The organism is Psychrobacter sp. UBA6291 (assembly GCF_002439405.1).
GTDB lineage: Bacteria > Pseudomonadota > Gammaproteobacteria > Pseudomonadales > Moraxellaceae > Psychrobacter > Psychrobacter faecalis.
The window spans coordinates 26463-42959 of the sequence record NZ_DJUD01000055.1; the positions used below are offsets into that span (position 1 = coordinate 26463).

Sequence of the window (16497 nt, forward strand, 5' to 3'; positions counted from 1 at the left end):
TTCGGTTTTGTAGCGCCTCTCAATCCTCTACATATTGAGTTTATACTGCTAGGCAGCTTTATAAACAATAACCATCATACACGCAAATCCATAAGTTTTTAATGAACAAGGAAGTAATGGATAAGGAAGTCACGCTTAAAGCTTTCTTTATTTAGATAAATGATTGACCGTCCACACCGCCGCTTCTACACGCGTGCGCAGACCCGTTTTATTGAGGATATGTTTGACATGGACTTTTACTGTCGACTCGGCAATATCTAAGTTATTGGCAATCATTTTATTACTCAGCCCTTCAGCAATCATCTGAATCACTTGCAGCTCTCGGCTGGTCAAATTACTGGCGATATCTTCGATACTGGGTGTGCGCAAGGTTTGGGCAAGTATCGAGGCAAGGTTTGGACTGATGACCAGCTCGCCGCGCAGGATTTTTCTGATATCAATGATAATCAGCTCAGGCTCCATATCTTTTAGTAGATAACCATCGACGCCCAATTTTAATGCCTCTTGGACATCCTCGCCGCTATCTGAAACCGTGAATAACACGGTCTTGGTATTGATATTTCTGGCTTTGATTTCTCGTAAAGTTTCGATACCGGTCAGTACCGGCATTTTATGATCAAGTATCACCAAATCCACGTCGTTATTTTCTAAAAATGCCAATGCTTCTTGACCATTACTGGCTTCGCCAACGACTTCGACATCGTCCTCAAGGCTTAGTAATTCAGAGATGCCGCGGCGTAACATCGGATGGTCATCGACCAATAATAGACGCGCAGGCGACATGCTGGTATAAACTTTAGTGCTCATAACATACTCACAAATTAGAAAAAATGGTACAAAAACTCTCTTACTCAAAAAAACTGCTTAAAAAATCAAAAAATGGCAAAGTAAAAACAGCGAAAATGATAAACCTATTCTCTAAAAGGGTGATTTTATTCGATTATAAATAAGCGTCTTGGGTATTTTTTTCATCAAAGAAGTTGGGCGCAAATCTGACCGTGACGATGGTACCCTGCGGTTGATTGTCTGTGACAATAAGCTCACCGCCGATGTTGTGGGCGCGCTCTTTCATAATGATGAGGCCGTGGTGTTGGGTTTGATCGACACTTCCTGACATGCCAACGCCATCATCGATGATACTCATAACGATATATTTATCACCGTCCTCGTACGCCAATTGAATCTCTACGTTTTTTGCTTTGGCGTGACGGCTGATGTTTGATAACGCCTCTCTGGCAATCTGTATCAAATCTATCTGTTCAGTGGCGCTTAAATTGAGCGTCATAATCCGATTGTGCACGGTCATATTAAAATTGCCTTTTGAGGCAAACTCACTGGCAGCATCACGCAGTGCTTCATCAAAATTATCATTATCAATAGTCAAGCGGAACGTCACCAACAAGTCTCTTAGCTGCTGATAAGCGGAGCCCAGACCTATTTTTATCTGCTCAATGTTTTGATAAACAGGCGCTTGTACTGGCTTACTGCCCGCATTTTTTAGATGTCGCTCAAGAACGCTGACTTGGATTTTTAAATAAGACAACGACTGCGCCAAGGAATCATGCAATTCTCTGGCAATGGTTGAGCGTTCTTCAAACAAAATCAGCTGATGCTCTTGCTGTCTTTGTTTGCGCAGTGATAAGGCGGTACTGATTAAATTGGTCAGCGCCACAATCAGCTCGTCATTTTGTACATCCAACTCGGCACTGACAAACGGGAAAATGCTGCCCGCTTCGGTCATTTGAATACGCTGTTCTGCCGTTATATTGCTATGATTATCAGCATTATCGTCGCCATCCGTGACAAAAGAGCGATTCATGACCAGCGTCGACTTTGGTCGTACGCGCAATTCCCCAAAGGTTTCTTGCTGATGGACGATAGGATAAGACTTGGTATGCTCGCCATTTTTAATGCCACAGCTTTCACAGCTCAGTTTTTTGCACAGCTCTTTCATTTTTTCGCCGTGCAGCACGATAGCATTTTTATTGGTGATATATTTATTTTGAATACACAAGGTAAATTCTAAATGCGGCAGCGCTTTGCTAAAGTCTGCAATCAAGTCATCGAGCTGGTATAAGCTCACTTGGCTGGTGGTCAGCGATTTTGAAAAGTCATAAAACAGCGATAGCACTTGATTGGCTGTGACCAAATGCTGAGTTTTTATTTGTACTTCACTCTCAAGCGAGCGCTGATAGGTTTCAATCGTGCCTGCCATGTCATTAAATGCGCTGCCCAATACTTCAAATTCTCGGTAGCCTTTGATGGATACGCGCGTCTGGGTCTGTCCTCGTTTAAATTGGTTATTGGCTTTAATCAATTGCTGAATGGGCAGGAGTACCGATTTTTGCAAACGGCGCATGCCGATTAATACGATAATAGCGATAAGCAGCAATGAGAGGATTTGTAAGTTTTGTTGCCATGTCTGGCGCTGCTCGTTTCGGTATTGCAGCTCACCGACGAAGTCATTGACATCTTCGATATAACGCGACGAGACGCTATAAAACCCTTGCTTATCTTGCGCCAATAACGCTGGCTTTAAATCTTGATACCACTGCTCTTTTATCTCTTTAAGCTGCTCATTGATGCGCACATGTCGATTGGCGCTCGTCAGCTGATAGACTTGCAATTCTTCGAGTCGATTTTCCATATCGCGGCTGAGAATATCTATCTTTTCAGCGGTGGTTTTATTGGCAAAGTCTAATTTATCTTGTTTGGCGCTCTGCTCATTGGTTTTATCGCCTACGCTGTTTTGTCCAACATGTAAACTTGGACTAAAAGGATGGTCATCTGAAAAATCCGTGGCTATCTGAAAATTGAGACGGTAAGTTGCCATACGCACCGAACCTGCCACATTAATGGCCTCAGCATCCGACCTTGCCCCCCATGCCAGTGCACCACTTCCTAGCGTAGACATCACCGCTAAGGTGGCTATGATCAAAATAGCGCCCCAAGCATGCAGCGATAAAGACTGTCTGTGTTGTTTAGACCTCATGAATGGCATTCACCTAGCAAATTAGCGAAAACAGGGGATAAATAACACTATTAAAATTGTTCATTTTAAAACCGTCGACATTCAAAACCATCCGTATTTAAAATAACAAATGCGCTTATTAATCATTAAAAAACCAAACTTTTGGTATTAAATCCACCCCTAATATACCTCTTTTAGCCATCAGTATACCACTATGTATGAATACTCATTACCCCGATAACAAAGTACCGTGAGTTATCATTTTTTATAAATACTTATTTTTATAAAGACAATAAGTGAGGAAGAGTATGGGCAATAAATACAACTTCAAAGGTGGTACGCTCATTACTGACTGGCGACCTGAAGTAGAAGAGTTTTGGCAAGGCGGCGGCAAAAAAGTCGCCACGCGAAATTTATGGATATCTATTCCATCTTTGCTATTGGCGTTTGCAGTATGGATGGTATGGAGTGCGGTCATCGTGCGCTTGCCAGAGATTGGCTTTGATTTTGATGGCGGACAGCTATTTTGGCTAGCCGCGCTACCGGGGCTGTCAGGGGCGACGCTGCGGATTTTTTATTCTTTTATGGTACCTATTTTTGGTGGACGTCGTTGGACAGCGATCTCCACCTTATCTTTATTAATACCAGCATTATGGATGGGCTTTGCGGTACAAAACCCTGATACACCGTTTATTATATTTGCCATTATCGCCCTACTGTGCGGCTTTGGCGGTGGTAACTTTGCGTCGTCTATGTCTAATATTTCGTTCTTTTATCCAAAAGCCGAACAAGGTACAGCGCTTGGCCTAAACGCTGGTTTGGGTAATCTAGGCGTCTCTGTCATGCAGTTTGTGGTACCGATGATTATCTTAATTGGCGCTTTTGGTAGCTTGGGCGGCGATCCACAAGTATCTGACAGCGGTCGATTATTTTATCTACAAAATGCAGGCTTTATTTGGGTACCCTTTATCTTGCTATTTACGGCATTGGCTTGGTTTGGCATGAACGATATCGCCACTGCTAAAGCGTCGTTCAAAGACCAATCGGTTATCTTTAAACGCAAACATAACTGGATTATGTGTATCCTTTATATGGCGACGTTTGGCTCTTTTATTGGCTTTTCTGCTGCCTTCCCGATGTTGATTAAAAACTCCTTCCCTGCTATTGACGCACTTAAATTTGCCTTTTTAGGGCCTTTGGTTGGTGCGCTATTTCGCCCATTAGGGGGCTGGATATCTGATAAAACTAGCGGCGCAAAGGTCACGTTTTGGAACTATATCGTGATGGTACTAGCGGTACTAGCGGTGATGTACTTCTTACCTAGTGAGACCAGTGACGGCAGCTTTGTCGGCTACTTTATCTCCTTTATGGTGCTCTTTATTACCACTGGTATCGGTAACGGCTCAACCTTTACCATGATTCCGGTTATTTTTAGAACCTTTCATGACCGCCGTGAGCCTGAAAAAGCGGGTACAGAAGAGCTGTTTGTCGAGATACGTAAAGAGTCAGCAGCAGTGGTCGGCTTTACCTCAGCGGTTGCCGCTTATGGCGCTTTCTTTGTGCCAAAAATGTTCGGCTCAGGGCTGGGTATCGATGGCACCTTTATCTCCTTAATCATCTTTTATGTCCTCTGTATTGTGTTGACATGGTGGTATTACAGCCGCCCGAATGCTGAGATTCCTTGCTAAAACGGCTGTGTTATAAGTCCTTTAAAGCGACTTTTATACAAGCAAAACTAAATCTATAAAGTGCTACTTGCCCATGTAAGTAGCACTTTTTTTATTTTAAATTTTTACTGCTCATGATTGGCTTAACAATCAGCGTCACACGCCGTCACTGAGCAGCTATTTAGCCGCCATTTTCCAGTGCTTTCATTTTTAGCAGCTACTACTAAGGTGGTAGTGCTCTGCTCATGTTAGCGGATAGTAAGGGTGCTATGGCTTACTTAAAATGACGCTATTGAAATAATATTTACGGCTTAGGTGCATATCAATATCGAATCAAGTACGACGATACCAGCATGCGGCACTCAGCTTTAGATACACCATAGGCAATAAAACAGAGGATAGCGAAATGAGCCATTTACTCGACCAATTCCGTTTTTTTAAACGTAAACAGGGCGAATTTTCCGATGGACACGGCGAGACGCGTGATGAGTCTCGTGACTGGGAAAACGTGTATCGTAGCCGTTGGCAATATGACAAAATCGTGCGCTCAACGCATGGCGTCAACTGTACCGGTTCTTGCTCGTGGAAGATTTATGTAAAAAACGGCTTGGTGACGTGGGAAACCCAGCAAACCGACTATCCTGAAACCCGCCCTGACTTACCAAACCACGAACCACGCGGCTGCCCGCGCGGCGCAAGCTACAGCTGGTACATGTACTCAGCGAACCGTGTCAAATATCCAAAGGTACGTAAGCCGCTACTCAAATTATGGCGCGAAGCTAAAGCGCAGTTCCCTGATCCGGTCGATGCCTGGCAGAGTATCGTAGAAGATCCTATCAAAGCGGAACAGTACAAATCCAAGCGTGGTATGGGTGGTTTTATCCGGTCGACATGGGCGGAGGTCAATGAGATTATCGCCGCTAGCAACGTCTATACCGCAAAGGTCTATGGTCCGGACCGTATTATTGGTTTCTCACCGATTCCTGCGATGTCGATGGTCAGTTACGCCTCTGGTAGCCGCTATTTATCGCTTATCGGCGGTGTTTGTTTGTCATTTTATGACTGGTATTGTGACTTACCTCCGTCATCACCGATGGTCTGGGGCGAGCAAACCGACGTACCAGAATCAGCCGATTGGTACAATTCTGACTATATCATCGCTTGGGGCTCAAACGTGCCGCAAACGCGGACGCCAGATGCGCATTTCTTTACCGAAGTACGTTATAAAGGCACGAAAACCGTCTCTATCACCCCTGACTATGCAGAAATCTCTAAGCTCACCGACTTATGGCTCAATCCTAAACAAGGTACCGATGCGGCAGTGGCGCAGGCGTTTTGTCATGTCATTATCAAAGAGTTTTATCTCAAACAGCCAAGCGATTACTTCTTAGACTACGCCAAACGTTATACCGATTTGCCGGTGCTTGTAATGCTAGAAGGTGAAGATGGCGCGCGCCGTGCGGGTCGCTACCTGCGTGCTTCTGACTTGGTCGATGACTTGGGTCAAGAAAACAATCCTGAATGGAAAACCATCGCTTTAAATAATGACGGCGAATTGGTCTCTCCGCTGGGCTCAATCGGCTACCGTTGGGGCGAAAAAGGCAAGTGGAATCTTGAGCAAAAAAACGGTACCACAGGCGAAGACATTGATCTGACGCTAACCTTAAAAGACAGCGCTGAAACTTGTGTCGTGGGCTTTGACTACTTCGGTCATGTGGATCATCCGCATTTTACCTCGGTACCAGGCGAGCCTATCCAGCAAAAAACAGTCCCTTGCAAAACCATTACCCTTGCCGATGGCAGCACCGCTATCGTCGCCACTGTATTTGATTTAACCGTGGCCAACCTTGGTGTTGACAATGGCGTCGGCGGCGAGCACGTCACCGATGATTATAACGATGCAAGCGTACCGGGCACGCCAGCTTGGCAAGAAGTGATTACTGGTCTTAGCCGTGAGCGCGTGATTCAAGTGGCTCGCGAGTTTGCTGAAAACGCCCATAAGACTCATGGTAAATCGATGATTATCATCGGCGCAGGTATGAACCACTGGTATCACCTCGATATGAACTATCGCGGCGTGATTAATATGCTCATGCTGTGCGGCTGTATCGGTAAATCTGGTGGCGGCTGGGCGCATTATGTTGGGCAAGAAAAACTACGCCCTCAAACCGGCTGGTTGCCATTAGCCTTTGCGCTTGATTGGCATCGTCCGCCGCGTCATATGAATGGCACGAGCTTCTTTTATGAGCACAGCTCACAGTGGCGTCATGAAACTATCTCAGCTCATGAGATTCTCTCGCCAAATGCCAATAAAAAATTCTTCCCAGAGCACATGCTTGATTACAACATCCAAGCAGAGCGCGCAGGTTGGTTACCATCAGCGCCGCAGCTCAACCGTAATCCATTGACCATAGCCGCCGCCGCAAAAGCCAGCGGTAAAGACGTGGAAGAGTATGTGGTCGACTCATTAGAAGACGGCAGCTTACGCTTTGCTTGTGAGTCTCCAGACAACCCTGTGAACTTCCCGCGCAATATGTTTATTTGGCGCTCAAACCTCTTGGGTTCATCAGGTAAGGGTCATGAATATATGCTTCATTACTTCTTGGGCACCAGAAACGGTCTGCTTAACGAAGAAAACCCGACGGGTCATTTGCAGCCAAAAGAAGTCGATTGGGTAGAAAAAGGCCCTACTGGCAAGCTTGATTTGGTCGTAACACTTGATTTCCGTATGTCCTCGACCTGTTTGTACTCTGATATCGTCCTGCCGACCGCAACTTGGTATGAAAAAGACGACATGAATACCTCAGACATGCACCCGTTTATTCACCCATTAACCGCCGCCACCGACCCTGCTTGGGAATCTAAATCGGATTGGGAGATTTATAAAGGCATTGCTAAGAGCTTCTCTGAGATATCAAAAGGTCATTTGGGCGTGGAAACCGACGTGGTTACTCTGCCTATGCAGCATGATAGCCCAGGCGAGCTTGCGCAGCCATTTGGTGGCACCGACTGGAAAACCGCTGGCGAAAAACCCGTTCCAGGTAAAAACTGCCCGATGATTAAAATCGTTGAGCGTGACTATCCCAATACCTATAAGAAATTCACCTCTATGGGTCCGGCTTTAGAAAAACTGGGCAATGGCTCAAAAGGTTTGAATTGGGACATGAAAACCGAGGTCAAACAACTGGGGGATTTAAACCACCGTGTCACTGAGCCGGGTATCTCTGAAGGTCGTCCTCGTCTAAATACCGCGGTGAATGCGTCTGAGATGATTTTGATGCTGGCTCCTGAAACCAATGGTCACGTCGCCGTTAAAGGCTGGGCAGCATTGTCTGAATTTACCGGTCGCGACCATACGCATTTGGCGAAATCCAGTGAGCATGAAAAGATTCGCTTTAAAGATATCGTTGCGCAGCCACGTAAAATCATCTCAAGCCCGACGTGGTCGGGTATTGAATCTGATGAAGTGAGCTATAACGCCGGTTATACCAACGTCCATGAGCTGATTCCTTGGCGTACCATTACCGGTCGTCAACAGTTTTATCAAGATCACCCTTGGATGCAGGCGTTTGGTGAGCAAATGCAGCAGTATCGTCCGCCTATCGACACCAAAACGACGGAGATTATCCAAAATACCAAGCCCAATGGTAATAAAGAGATTGTGCTGAACTTTTTAACACCGCACCAAAAATGGGGTATCCACAGTACCTACTCTGAAAACTTGCTCATGCTGACGCTGAGCCGCGGTGGTCCTTGTGTGTGGTTATCAGAAGTCGATGCTGCAAAAGCCGGTATCGTCGATAACGACTGGATTGAAGTCTTTAACGCCAACGGTGCCATTACCGCGCGCGCCATCGTTAGTCAGCGCGTCAAAGAAGGCATGACGATGATGTACCACGCCCAAGAAAAATTGGTCAACGTGCCAGGCTCGCAGCAAACCGGTATTCGCGGCGGTATTCACAACTCAGTGACCCGTACTATCTTAAAACCGACGCACATGATTGGTAGCTACGCGCAGCAGTCTTACGGTTTTAACTACTATGGCACTGTCGGTTGTAACCGTGATGAGTTCGTGGTGATTCGCAAAATGTCGAAAATCGATTGGTTGGAAGAAAAACCCGATGACTCGTTACCACGCCCATTGCCAACCACCCTTGATGGTTAATAGCACGTTTATACATTGCTACTGATAAGTACTTATATTAATTGCTTTTATACAAAAGCTTGGAGCACACCCCATGAAAATTCGTTCACAAGTCGGCATGGTGCTTAACCTCGATAAATGTATCGGTTGTCACACCTGCTCGGTCACCTGTAAAAACGTTTGGACCAGCCGTGAAGGCATGGAATACGCGTGGTTCAACAACGTTGAATCAAAGCCTGGTATCGGTTATCCCAAGGAGTGGGAAAATCAAAATAAATGGAATGGCGGCTGGATACGTAACGCCAACGGCACGATAAACCCGCGTATCGGTGGTAAGTTCCGCGTGTTGGCAAATATTTTTGCCAACCCTGACTTGCCAGAGATTGATGATTATTACGAACCCTTTGATTTTGATTATCAGCATTTGCATACTGCCCCGCTCGGTAACTACTCGCCTATCGCCCGCCCGCGCTCAGCCATTACTGGCAAGCGTATGCAAAAGATTGAGTGGGGTCCGAACTGGGAGGAAATCTTAGGTTCAGAGTTTGAAAAGCGCCGTAAAGATAAAAACTTTGACAACATCCAAGCCGATATTTATGGCCAGTACGAAAACACCTTTATGATGTACTTGCCGCGTCTGTGCGAGCATTGCTTGAACCCAACTTGCGTGGCGTCATGCCCAAGCGGCGCGATTTATAAGCGTGAAGAAGACGGCATTGTCTTGATTGACCAAGAAAAATGCCGCGGCTGGCGTATGTGTATCTCAGGCTGCCCGTACAAAAAGATTTACTACAACTGGAAATCGGGCAAATCTGAAAAATGTATCTTTTGTTATCCGCGTATTGAAGCAGGTCTGCCAACAGTTTGCTCTGAAACCTGTGTTGGCCGTATCCGCTACTTAGGCGTCCTACTTTATGATGCCGACAAAATCGCCGAAGCCGCTAGCACCCCGAATGAGCAAGACCTTTATCAAGCACAGTTGGATGTGTTCTTAGATCCTAATGATCCTGCGGTCATCGCCCAAGCACTAAAAGATGGCGTACCGCAATCGGTGATTGATTCAGCCCAGCGCTCGCCTGTTTATAAACTGGCGATGGATTGGAAACTTGCTCTGCCATTGCATCCTGAATACCGTACGCTACCGATGGTTTGGTATGTACCGCCATTATCACCGATTCAGAACGCCGCCGAAGCCGGTAAAGTTGGTATGGATGGTCTGATTCCGGATGTTGACAGCTTACGTATTCCGCTGCGCTATCTTGCCAATATGCTAACCGCAGGCGATGAAGAGCCAGTACGTTTGGCGCTAAAACGTCTACTTGCGATGCGTAGTTATAAGCGTATGCAATTGGTAGAAAAACAAGAAGTGCAAAGTATCTTGGACGATGTTGGTCTGACCAAACTGCAAGTAGAAGAGATGTATCGCTACTTGGCAATCGCCAATTACGAAGACCGTTTTGTCATTCCAACCGCGCACCGCGAAGAAGCCTTAAGTGACGCTTTTGCTGAGCGTAACGGTTGCGGCTTCACCTTTGGCGAAGGCTGTTCAGGACATTCTGACAACAGTATGTTTGGACAACGTAAAGCCAATCGCCGTGATTTCATCGATACTGTCCAAAAGTGGGAGTCATAAGATGCAAACTACTCAATTTCCTAACAGTCATTCCGTGCATGAACCTATGACGCCCCCGACTATTGGTGCTTCGGATTTGAAGATTCTCAAGGTATTAAGCTTACTGATAGATTATCCAAACAATGAGCTATTTAGTGGTGATACCCTCGCCGATTGTACCGAAATTGTCGCACGCTCGACGCTGATTAGCCCAGAAGTACGCACCCAAATCATCGACTTGATCGAAGATTTAATCGATACCGGCTGCCTTGAAGCACAAGCGCGTTATGACGGTCTGTTCGAGCGCGGTCGTTCGCTATCGCTGTGGTTGTTTGAGCACGTACACGGCGAATCGCGTGATCGCGGTCAAGCGATGGTCGATTTGATGGGTCAATATGAAGCAGCCGGTTTTGAGATTAGTGTTAAAGAATTACCCGACTATCTGCCTTTATATCTTGAGTTTTTAGCCTATCAAGCGTCGGTGATTAATGATGATATTCAGATTCGTATGGATATTGCCGATGTTAGCCATATTATCGCCCTGCTTGCTGCTCGATTAGAGGATCGCGGCAGTATTTATCAAGGCTGCTTTAATGCGCTATTGCAAATCGCTGGTAAGCCACTTGCTATCGTTGAAGAGTACCAAGAGCAAATCAGCAAAGAACAGCGCGACGACACCTTTGAGGCGCTAGATAAAGAATGGGAAGAGGAAGTGGTGACGTTTTTGGATGCACAGCAAGAAGAGCGCTGCCCGTCGCAAACGAGTACCCAAAACCTTGCGGCAAAAGCGGGCATAAAAAACGCCGCTGCTACAAATGCGGTCGATGCCCCTGTGCACTGGGTAGACTTTAAAACCAACCAACCGGTTAAACCCTAATAAGGAGAGATGACATGAATATCGCAGATCCTAGTGTACAGTCTTTAGCCAACCTCAATTGGCTGCAAATTTTCCTTTTTGGCGTTTATCCGTACGTAGCCTTGACCATCGCTATCATCGGTACTTGGGTACGTTTTGATTTATCTCAGTATTCATGGAAGGCAGGTTCGACGCAGATGCTCAGAACCAAAAACATGCGCCTTGCCAGCAACCTCTTTCACGTTGGTATTATCGTGGTTTTGCTCGGCCATTTATTTGGGATGTTGACGCCACACTTTCTGTACGACCGCTTTATTAGCGCCGGCAACAAGCAGATTTTAGCGGTGGTCGTCGGTGGTATCGCAGGGGTGTTTTGTTGGTTTGGTCTGGTGATGCTGCTATGGCGACGCTTTACCGATGAGCGTATCTCGCACACCTCATCGTTCTCGGACAAATTGGTACTGGTGCTGTTATTTATTCAGCTGAATTTAGGGCTGCTGTCCATCTTTACCTCAGTAAAGCATTTAGATGGTTATACCATGATGAATTTGGCCGGCTGGGCACAAGATATCACCGTCTTAAGACCTTGGCAGGCAGCAGCACGTATTGAGCAAACTGACCTTATTTATCAGCTGCATATGGCGCTCGGCATCACCCTGATTGCGATATTCCCATTTACACGGCTTATCCATATTATCAGCGCGCCAATCTGGTATTTCGGTCGCCGTTATCAGATTGTCAGAGAGAAACGTTCGCAATAGAAATAGCCACAATAGTGATACAGCATTGATGTTTGGATGAAGTTACGATACTATAAGATTCATTTTTAATGAATCTTATAGTAAAATATTAATTATTAGACCGCTAAACGCTCAATCCCAGCGTTTTCTAAAGCAGTTTAATGAAGGTTATTACGCTCATACACTGAGCTAACGCTTCTAAACTTATCACTGCGTAAATCACTAAAGGATCCACCATGGCGTCACCAAAAACACTAGAGATCGTAAAAGCAACTGTTCCTGTACTTGAAGAACATGGCACAGCAATTACGACCGTCTTTTATAAAAACATGTTCAACCAACATCCTGAACTCTTAGATATCTTTAACGAAACCAACCAAAAACTAGGTCGCCAGCAGACTGCACTGGCTATGACGGTTTTGGCCGCAGCAAAGCACTTGGATAGATTGGCTGTACTACTACCACAAGTTACGCAAATCAGCCATAAACACCGCGCCTTACAAATTTTGCCAGAGCACTACCCGATTGTTGGTCATCATTTAATAGGCGCTATCAAAGAAGTATTGGGCGAAGCCGCCAACGATGACATCATCGATGCGTGGACTGAAGCCTATGATGAAATTGCTGATGTCTTTATTCAGCTAGAAAAAACCATGTATGAGCAAGAAATGTGGGAAGGCTTTGCACCGTTTACAATCACTGAAAAAGTAGAAGCCGCGACAGATATCGCCGCCTTTACCGTTGTACCTGTAAATGACGATATTGATTTAAGCAAATTAAGCCTGACCGCCGGTCAATATATCACGGTCAAAACCGACCCAGAGGACAGCGACCATCTTGCTCTACGCCATTATTCTTTATATTCAGCCAAGAGCGATAAAGGCATCCAATTTGCCGTTAGACGCGACAACCGTAATGAGCATTATGGTCTAGTGTCAAACTACTTACATGATCACTTAGACGTTGGTGATACGATCTTATTATCTGCCCCAGCTGGTGATTTTGAGCTTAACCAAGACTTAATTCAGCAAAATGATATTCCGTTGGTACTGGTGAGCGCAGGCGTTGGTGTCACTCCAATTTTGTCGATGTTAGAGGCGCAAGTCACCGCCAATCCAAAACGTCCTATCGTTTGGGTTTATGCTTGTCAGAATAAAGAGCATCATGCCTTTGATAGTAAAGTTAATGAATTACTTGCCGCCGCCGACAACGTAGAAAAGCACATTTTTTACTTTGAATCTGGGCAAATCCTAGATGAAGCATGGCTTGCTAACTTACCAAAGCCTGCTGATATTTATGTCTGTGGTTCTATGATGTTTATGGAAAGCATCATCGATGGTCTAATGGCCTTAGACCATGGCGTTGATAGCGTTCATTATGAGCCGTTTGGCCCTAAAATGAGCCTAGAGCTGGCTTAAATGATCCATTTAATAAAGTATTGAGGGTGCGAAAAATACGCTCGATACTTTGTTAAAGAAATATAAAGTCAGTGAGCAATTGCCATTAGAGTCACCTTTAAACGCTTCATTAGTGAGTAAATATTTAAAGGTGGCTCTATTTTTTTGTTTAGACCTTTATAAATAGTCTTAATACTTATGGTTTTTATAAAGCTTGTTTTAAAGATAATCGTTATTAGCCATATTTTTTACAGTAACATGATATCGTATTTTAAAATTTCTATTACCAAAATCCTTAGTGGAGTAACGCCATGACTGTCAGTACTTATAATCCAGCCGACCATGCAAATCATCAACACGCTCATGGGCATGGCAGTCACGACCATGACCATCATAGTCATAGCCATGCTCCGACGGGTCGCGGTGATGATATCTTGCGGGTTATGCCAACCTTAAATGATTTGCAAAAACCGCATTCTGACCAAGAGTTTATCGAAAAAGCCATGGCAGAAGAGCGCAGCAACCATAAAAATCTGATTGCCTCTAGCCGTGATGAACTGCCATCGGTGACCGTCAATGGTGTGATGATAGATAGAACCGCGATTGCCCAAGAGCTGCAATATCACCCTGCCCCCAATAAAGAAGATGCGGTGTTTCTAGCGACGCAAGCCTTGGTGGTGCGTGAACTCTTGCGCCTTGCTGTTTTAGATGAGCCAAGCCTTGGCGAGACAGCATGGCTTGACGATGAAGAAAAAGCCATCTCTGACTTAATAGAAAAAAACGTGCAAGCAACGATGCCCGATATGGCAACCTGCGAGCGCTATTATAAGCAGAATATCACTGACTTTAAGACCGACCCTATTATGAATGTCCGTCATATTTTGTTGGCATGTCCGCCTGAAGACGGCGATGAACGATTAAAACTTAAAAAAACCGCTTACGAATTTATCGAACAAATCAAAGATAATGCCAACCCTGATGCCGAATTTATCCAACTGGCGCGCCAGCATTCCGCTTGCCCATCAAAAGAGCAAGGCGGCGAGCTTGGCATTATTAATAAAGGTCAGACTGTACCAGAATTTGAAGGCGCGTTATTTAAAATGGATGCAGGACTGGCGCCAAGCCCTATCGAGAGCCGTTACGGTTTTCATGTTGTCGACGTGCTAACCAAAGAGCCTGGCATTCAGATGACTTATGAGCAAGTCAGCCCTGCGATTCATAATAAGCTGAGCCAACAAGCCTTTCACCAATCCTTGTGCGATTACTTATTTACCTTAGCAAACGATGCCGATATCGAAGGTATCGAGATGTCGCTTGAACAAGAAAACATATTCCGCGGCTAAACAATCTATTTTCAGTCAATTAATTTTCATATGATAAAGCCGCATTGATGATAGGTAATGATGATATAAAGTAGCTCGTATGGTATAACGTATCTTGTTAGGTTATACCATCTCGATAGCTAGATGACTTTAGTCGTTGTATAAGCTAAATAGCTATCTCAGTTCAATACCAGTTTAATATATATAAATAAAATAAGTAGGGATTTATGATTACTGTCGCAGGGCTTACCGCAAAAATAACGCAGCGTATAGAAACGTATAATAATGACGATTTTCCGCTCAGCAAAAGAGACGTCGTAAGCTACGATTTATTAGACAGTCGCAATCATATCCTGGCAACAGATATCGTCTCGCCGTTTGCTATCCCTAGACAAAATCTGTCGGCGATGGATGGTTATGCGTTGGCACAAGGCAGTACGCTTGACGCCGAAAGCACGATTGCGATCGTCGGTGAGTCGCAAGCGGGCAGTCCTTATCGTGGTGACATTGTCGCAGGACAAGGGGTGCGCATCTTTACGGGTGCCGTCGTTCCGGACAGCTGCGATACGGTTATCATGCAAGAAAACACCAATTTTGCCGCGATAAAAGACCGTATTGATAAATCAAAGCCTTATGATATGACGCTTAGCAAAACTGCTAAGGCTAATGACAATATCCGCAAGCAAGGCGAAGAGATTGAAGCTAAGGATATGGTATTACAAAAAGGTAAACGCTTAAATCCTACTGATATCAGCCTATTAGCGAATTTAGGCTTTGATAAAGTCGATGTTTATCAGCCTTTAATCGTTGGTGTACTCGCGACGGGCGATGAATTGGTGGCGATTGGCAATGAGCTGACCAGCCTAGCGCAAATCTATAATTCCAACACCCCGACGCTAAAAACCTTACTCTCAAGCTTACCCGTCACTGTCCGCGATTATGGCATCATTGCTGATGATTTAGATAAAACCACCGCTGCCGTAACCCAAGCGATGCAAGAGTGCGACGTCCTTATCTCTACCGCTGGCGTATCGGTTGGTGACTATGACTTTTTAACCACCGTCATTGAGCAGCTGGGGCAGATTAATCATTATAAAGTCGCCATGAAACCCGGCAAACCGTTTGTCTTTGGCGAGCTGACGCAAAATCTTGCCAAGCCGGTACTATACTTTGGTTTACCCGGCAATCCCCTATCAACTGTCGTTGGCAGCTTACAATTTGTCATTCCCGCTTTGTGGCAAATGGCAGGCGCTGCACCACAAGAGCGACCCATGCAGCTTAGCCTGACCGCTACCCTTAAAAACGATATCAAAAAATCAGCCGGACGGATGGACTTTCAAAGAGGTATTATGTCGCAGAATGCAGCTGGTGAGTTTGAAGTAGAAAGCTTTAGCAAGCAGCAATCGCACCGTATCAAACAGCTGAGCCACGCCAATTGCTTTATTGTCTTAGCGCAAGATTCTGGCAATGTAGCCGCTGGCGAGCAAGTATTGGTTCAGCCTTTTCCTTGGTTATATAGCTAAACGCTGTGTTATTAATAAGGGCTGCACTATTAATCCTTACATAGCGGATTAATGGTTACATAGTTAATAACTCTTTATGCCATTAATCGTGAGAAACTGAGGGTTTACTGTCAAATGCTATCTACTACTTTGGTGGTAGTTTTTAGCTCACTTACGGTGAATGGTTATTTGCGCGCAAGCTGTCATAATTAACTATAAATACCCCATTCTCAACTTATTTTTCTAAGGTATTGGTTTACTTAGTTTTTAAAATTACAGTTAAAAC

At 45.1% G+C, this 16497-nt stretch carries 10 protein-coding genes; 8 read left to right on the plus strand and 2 right to left on the minus strand.

Translation table 11 applies throughout. The features are described from left to right. Positions 1-147: 147 nt before the first annotated feature. Both narL and B3R91_RS09435 read right to left on the minus strand, forming a co-directional pair. Entirely contained in the window at positions 148-807 is a 660-nt protein-coding gene (narL, locus tag B3R91_RS09430; protein ID WP_191690532.1) for a two-component system response regulator NarL, read from the minus strand. 133 nt (positions 808-940) lie between these two features. Continuing rightward, positions 941-2992 carry a histidine kinase gene (locus tag B3R91_RS09435; protein WP_286797387.1) on the minus strand — a complete coding sequence of 684 codons (2052 nt, stop codon included), beginning with the start codon at positions 2990-2992 and terminating at the stop codon, positions 941-943. A gap of 287 nt (positions 2993-3279) precedes the next feature. On the opposite strand from B3R91_RS09435, the gene B3R91_RS09440 reads away from it, so the two are divergent. From B3R91_RS09440 to glp, 8 genes are all read left to right on the plus strand, one after another. Next, positions 3280-4659: a NarK family nitrate/nitrite MFS transporter gene (locus B3R91_RS09440; RefSeq protein ID WP_200663285.1), complete on the plus strand. Its 1380-nt coding sequence runs from the start codon at positions 3280-3282 to the stop codon at positions 4657-4659. A 385-nt stretch (positions 4660-5044) separates the two neighbouring features. Then, positions 5045-8803, plus strand: a complete 3759-nt coding sequence (locus B3R91_RS09445; protein WP_286797389.1) for a nitrate reductase subunit alpha — start codon at positions 5045-5047, stop codon at positions 8801-8803. Between the two features lie 73 nt (positions 8804-8876). Further along, a complete protein-coding gene (narH, locus tag B3R91_RS09450; protein ID WP_068404987.1) occupies positions 8877-10415 on the plus strand; it encodes a nitrate reductase subunit beta in 1539 nt (512 codons plus the stop codon). A 46-nt stretch (positions 10416-10461) separates the two neighbouring features. After that, positions 10462-11271, plus strand: coding sequence for a nitrate reductase molybdenum cofactor assembly chaperone (gene narJ / locus B3R91_RS09455; RefSeq protein WP_286797408.1), 810 nt, complete (start codon positions 10462-10464; stop codon positions 11269-11271). A gap of 14 nt (positions 11272-11285) precedes the next feature. Beyond that, on the plus strand, positions 11286-12011 hold the full coding sequence (gene narI, locus B3R91_RS09460; RefSeq protein WP_286797390.1) for a respiratory nitrate reductase subunit gamma: 726 nt from the start codon (positions 11286-11288) through the stop codon (positions 12009-12011). 215 nt (positions 12012-12226) lie between these two features. Continuing rightward, a complete protein-coding gene (locus tag B3R91_RS09465; RefSeq protein WP_286797391.1) occupies positions 12227-13408 on the plus strand; it encodes a globin domain-containing protein in 1182 nt (393 codons plus the stop codon). A gap of 422 nt (positions 13409-13830) precedes the next feature. Beyond that, positions 13831-14730, plus strand: a complete 900-nt coding sequence (locus tag B3R91_RS09470) for a peptidylprolyl isomerase (protein ID WP_373681943.1) — start codon at positions 13831-13833, stop codon at positions 14728-14730. Positions 14731-14936: 206 nt separating this feature from the next. Further along, positions 14937-16232, plus strand: a complete 1296-nt coding sequence (gene glp / locus B3R91_RS09475; protein ID WP_286797393.1) for a gephyrin-like molybdotransferase Glp — start codon at positions 14937-14939, stop codon at positions 16230-16232. The last annotated feature ends 265 nt before the right edge of the window (positions 16233-16497 follow it).

Bases quoted from the DNA above. Each gene is read 5' to 3' on its own strand.
- B3R91_RS09465 (WP_286797391.1), top strand. From the start codon at position 12,227: ATGGCGTCACCAAAAACACTAGAGATCGTAAAAGCAACTGTTCCTGTA.
- B3R91_RS09435 (WP_286797387.1), bottom strand. From the start codon at position 2,992: ATGAGGTCTAAACAACACAGACAGTCTTTATCGCTGCATGCTTGGGGC.
- B3R91_RS09470 (WP_373681943.1), top strand. From the start codon at position 13,831: ATGCCAACCTTAAATGATTTGCAAAAACCGCATTCTGACCAAGAGTTT.
- narH (WP_068404987.1), top strand. From the start codon at position 8,877: ATGAAAATTCGTTCACAAGTCGGCATGGTGCTTAACCTCGATAAATGT.
- B3R91_RS09445 (WP_286797389.1), top strand. From the start codon at position 5,045: ATGAGCCATTTACTCGACCAATTCCGTTTTTTTAAACGTAAACAGGGC.
- glp (WP_286797393.1), top strand. From the start codon at position 14,937: ATGATTACTGTCGCAGGGCTTACCGCAAAAATAACGCAGCGTATAGAA.
- narL (WP_191690532.1), bottom strand. From the start codon at position 807: ATGAGCACTAAAGTTTATACCAGCATGTCGCCTGCGCGTCTATTATTG.
- narJ (WP_286797408.1), top strand. From the start codon at position 10,462: ATGACGCCCCCGACTATTGGTGCTTCGGATTTGAAGATTCTCAAGGTA.
- B3R91_RS09440 (WP_200663285.1), top strand. From the start codon at position 3,280: ATGGGCAATAAATACAACTTCAAAGGTGGTACGCTCATTACTGACTGG.
- narI (WP_286797390.1), top strand. From the start codon at position 11,286: ATGAATATCGCAGATCCTAGTGTACAGTCTTTAGCCAACCTCAATTGG.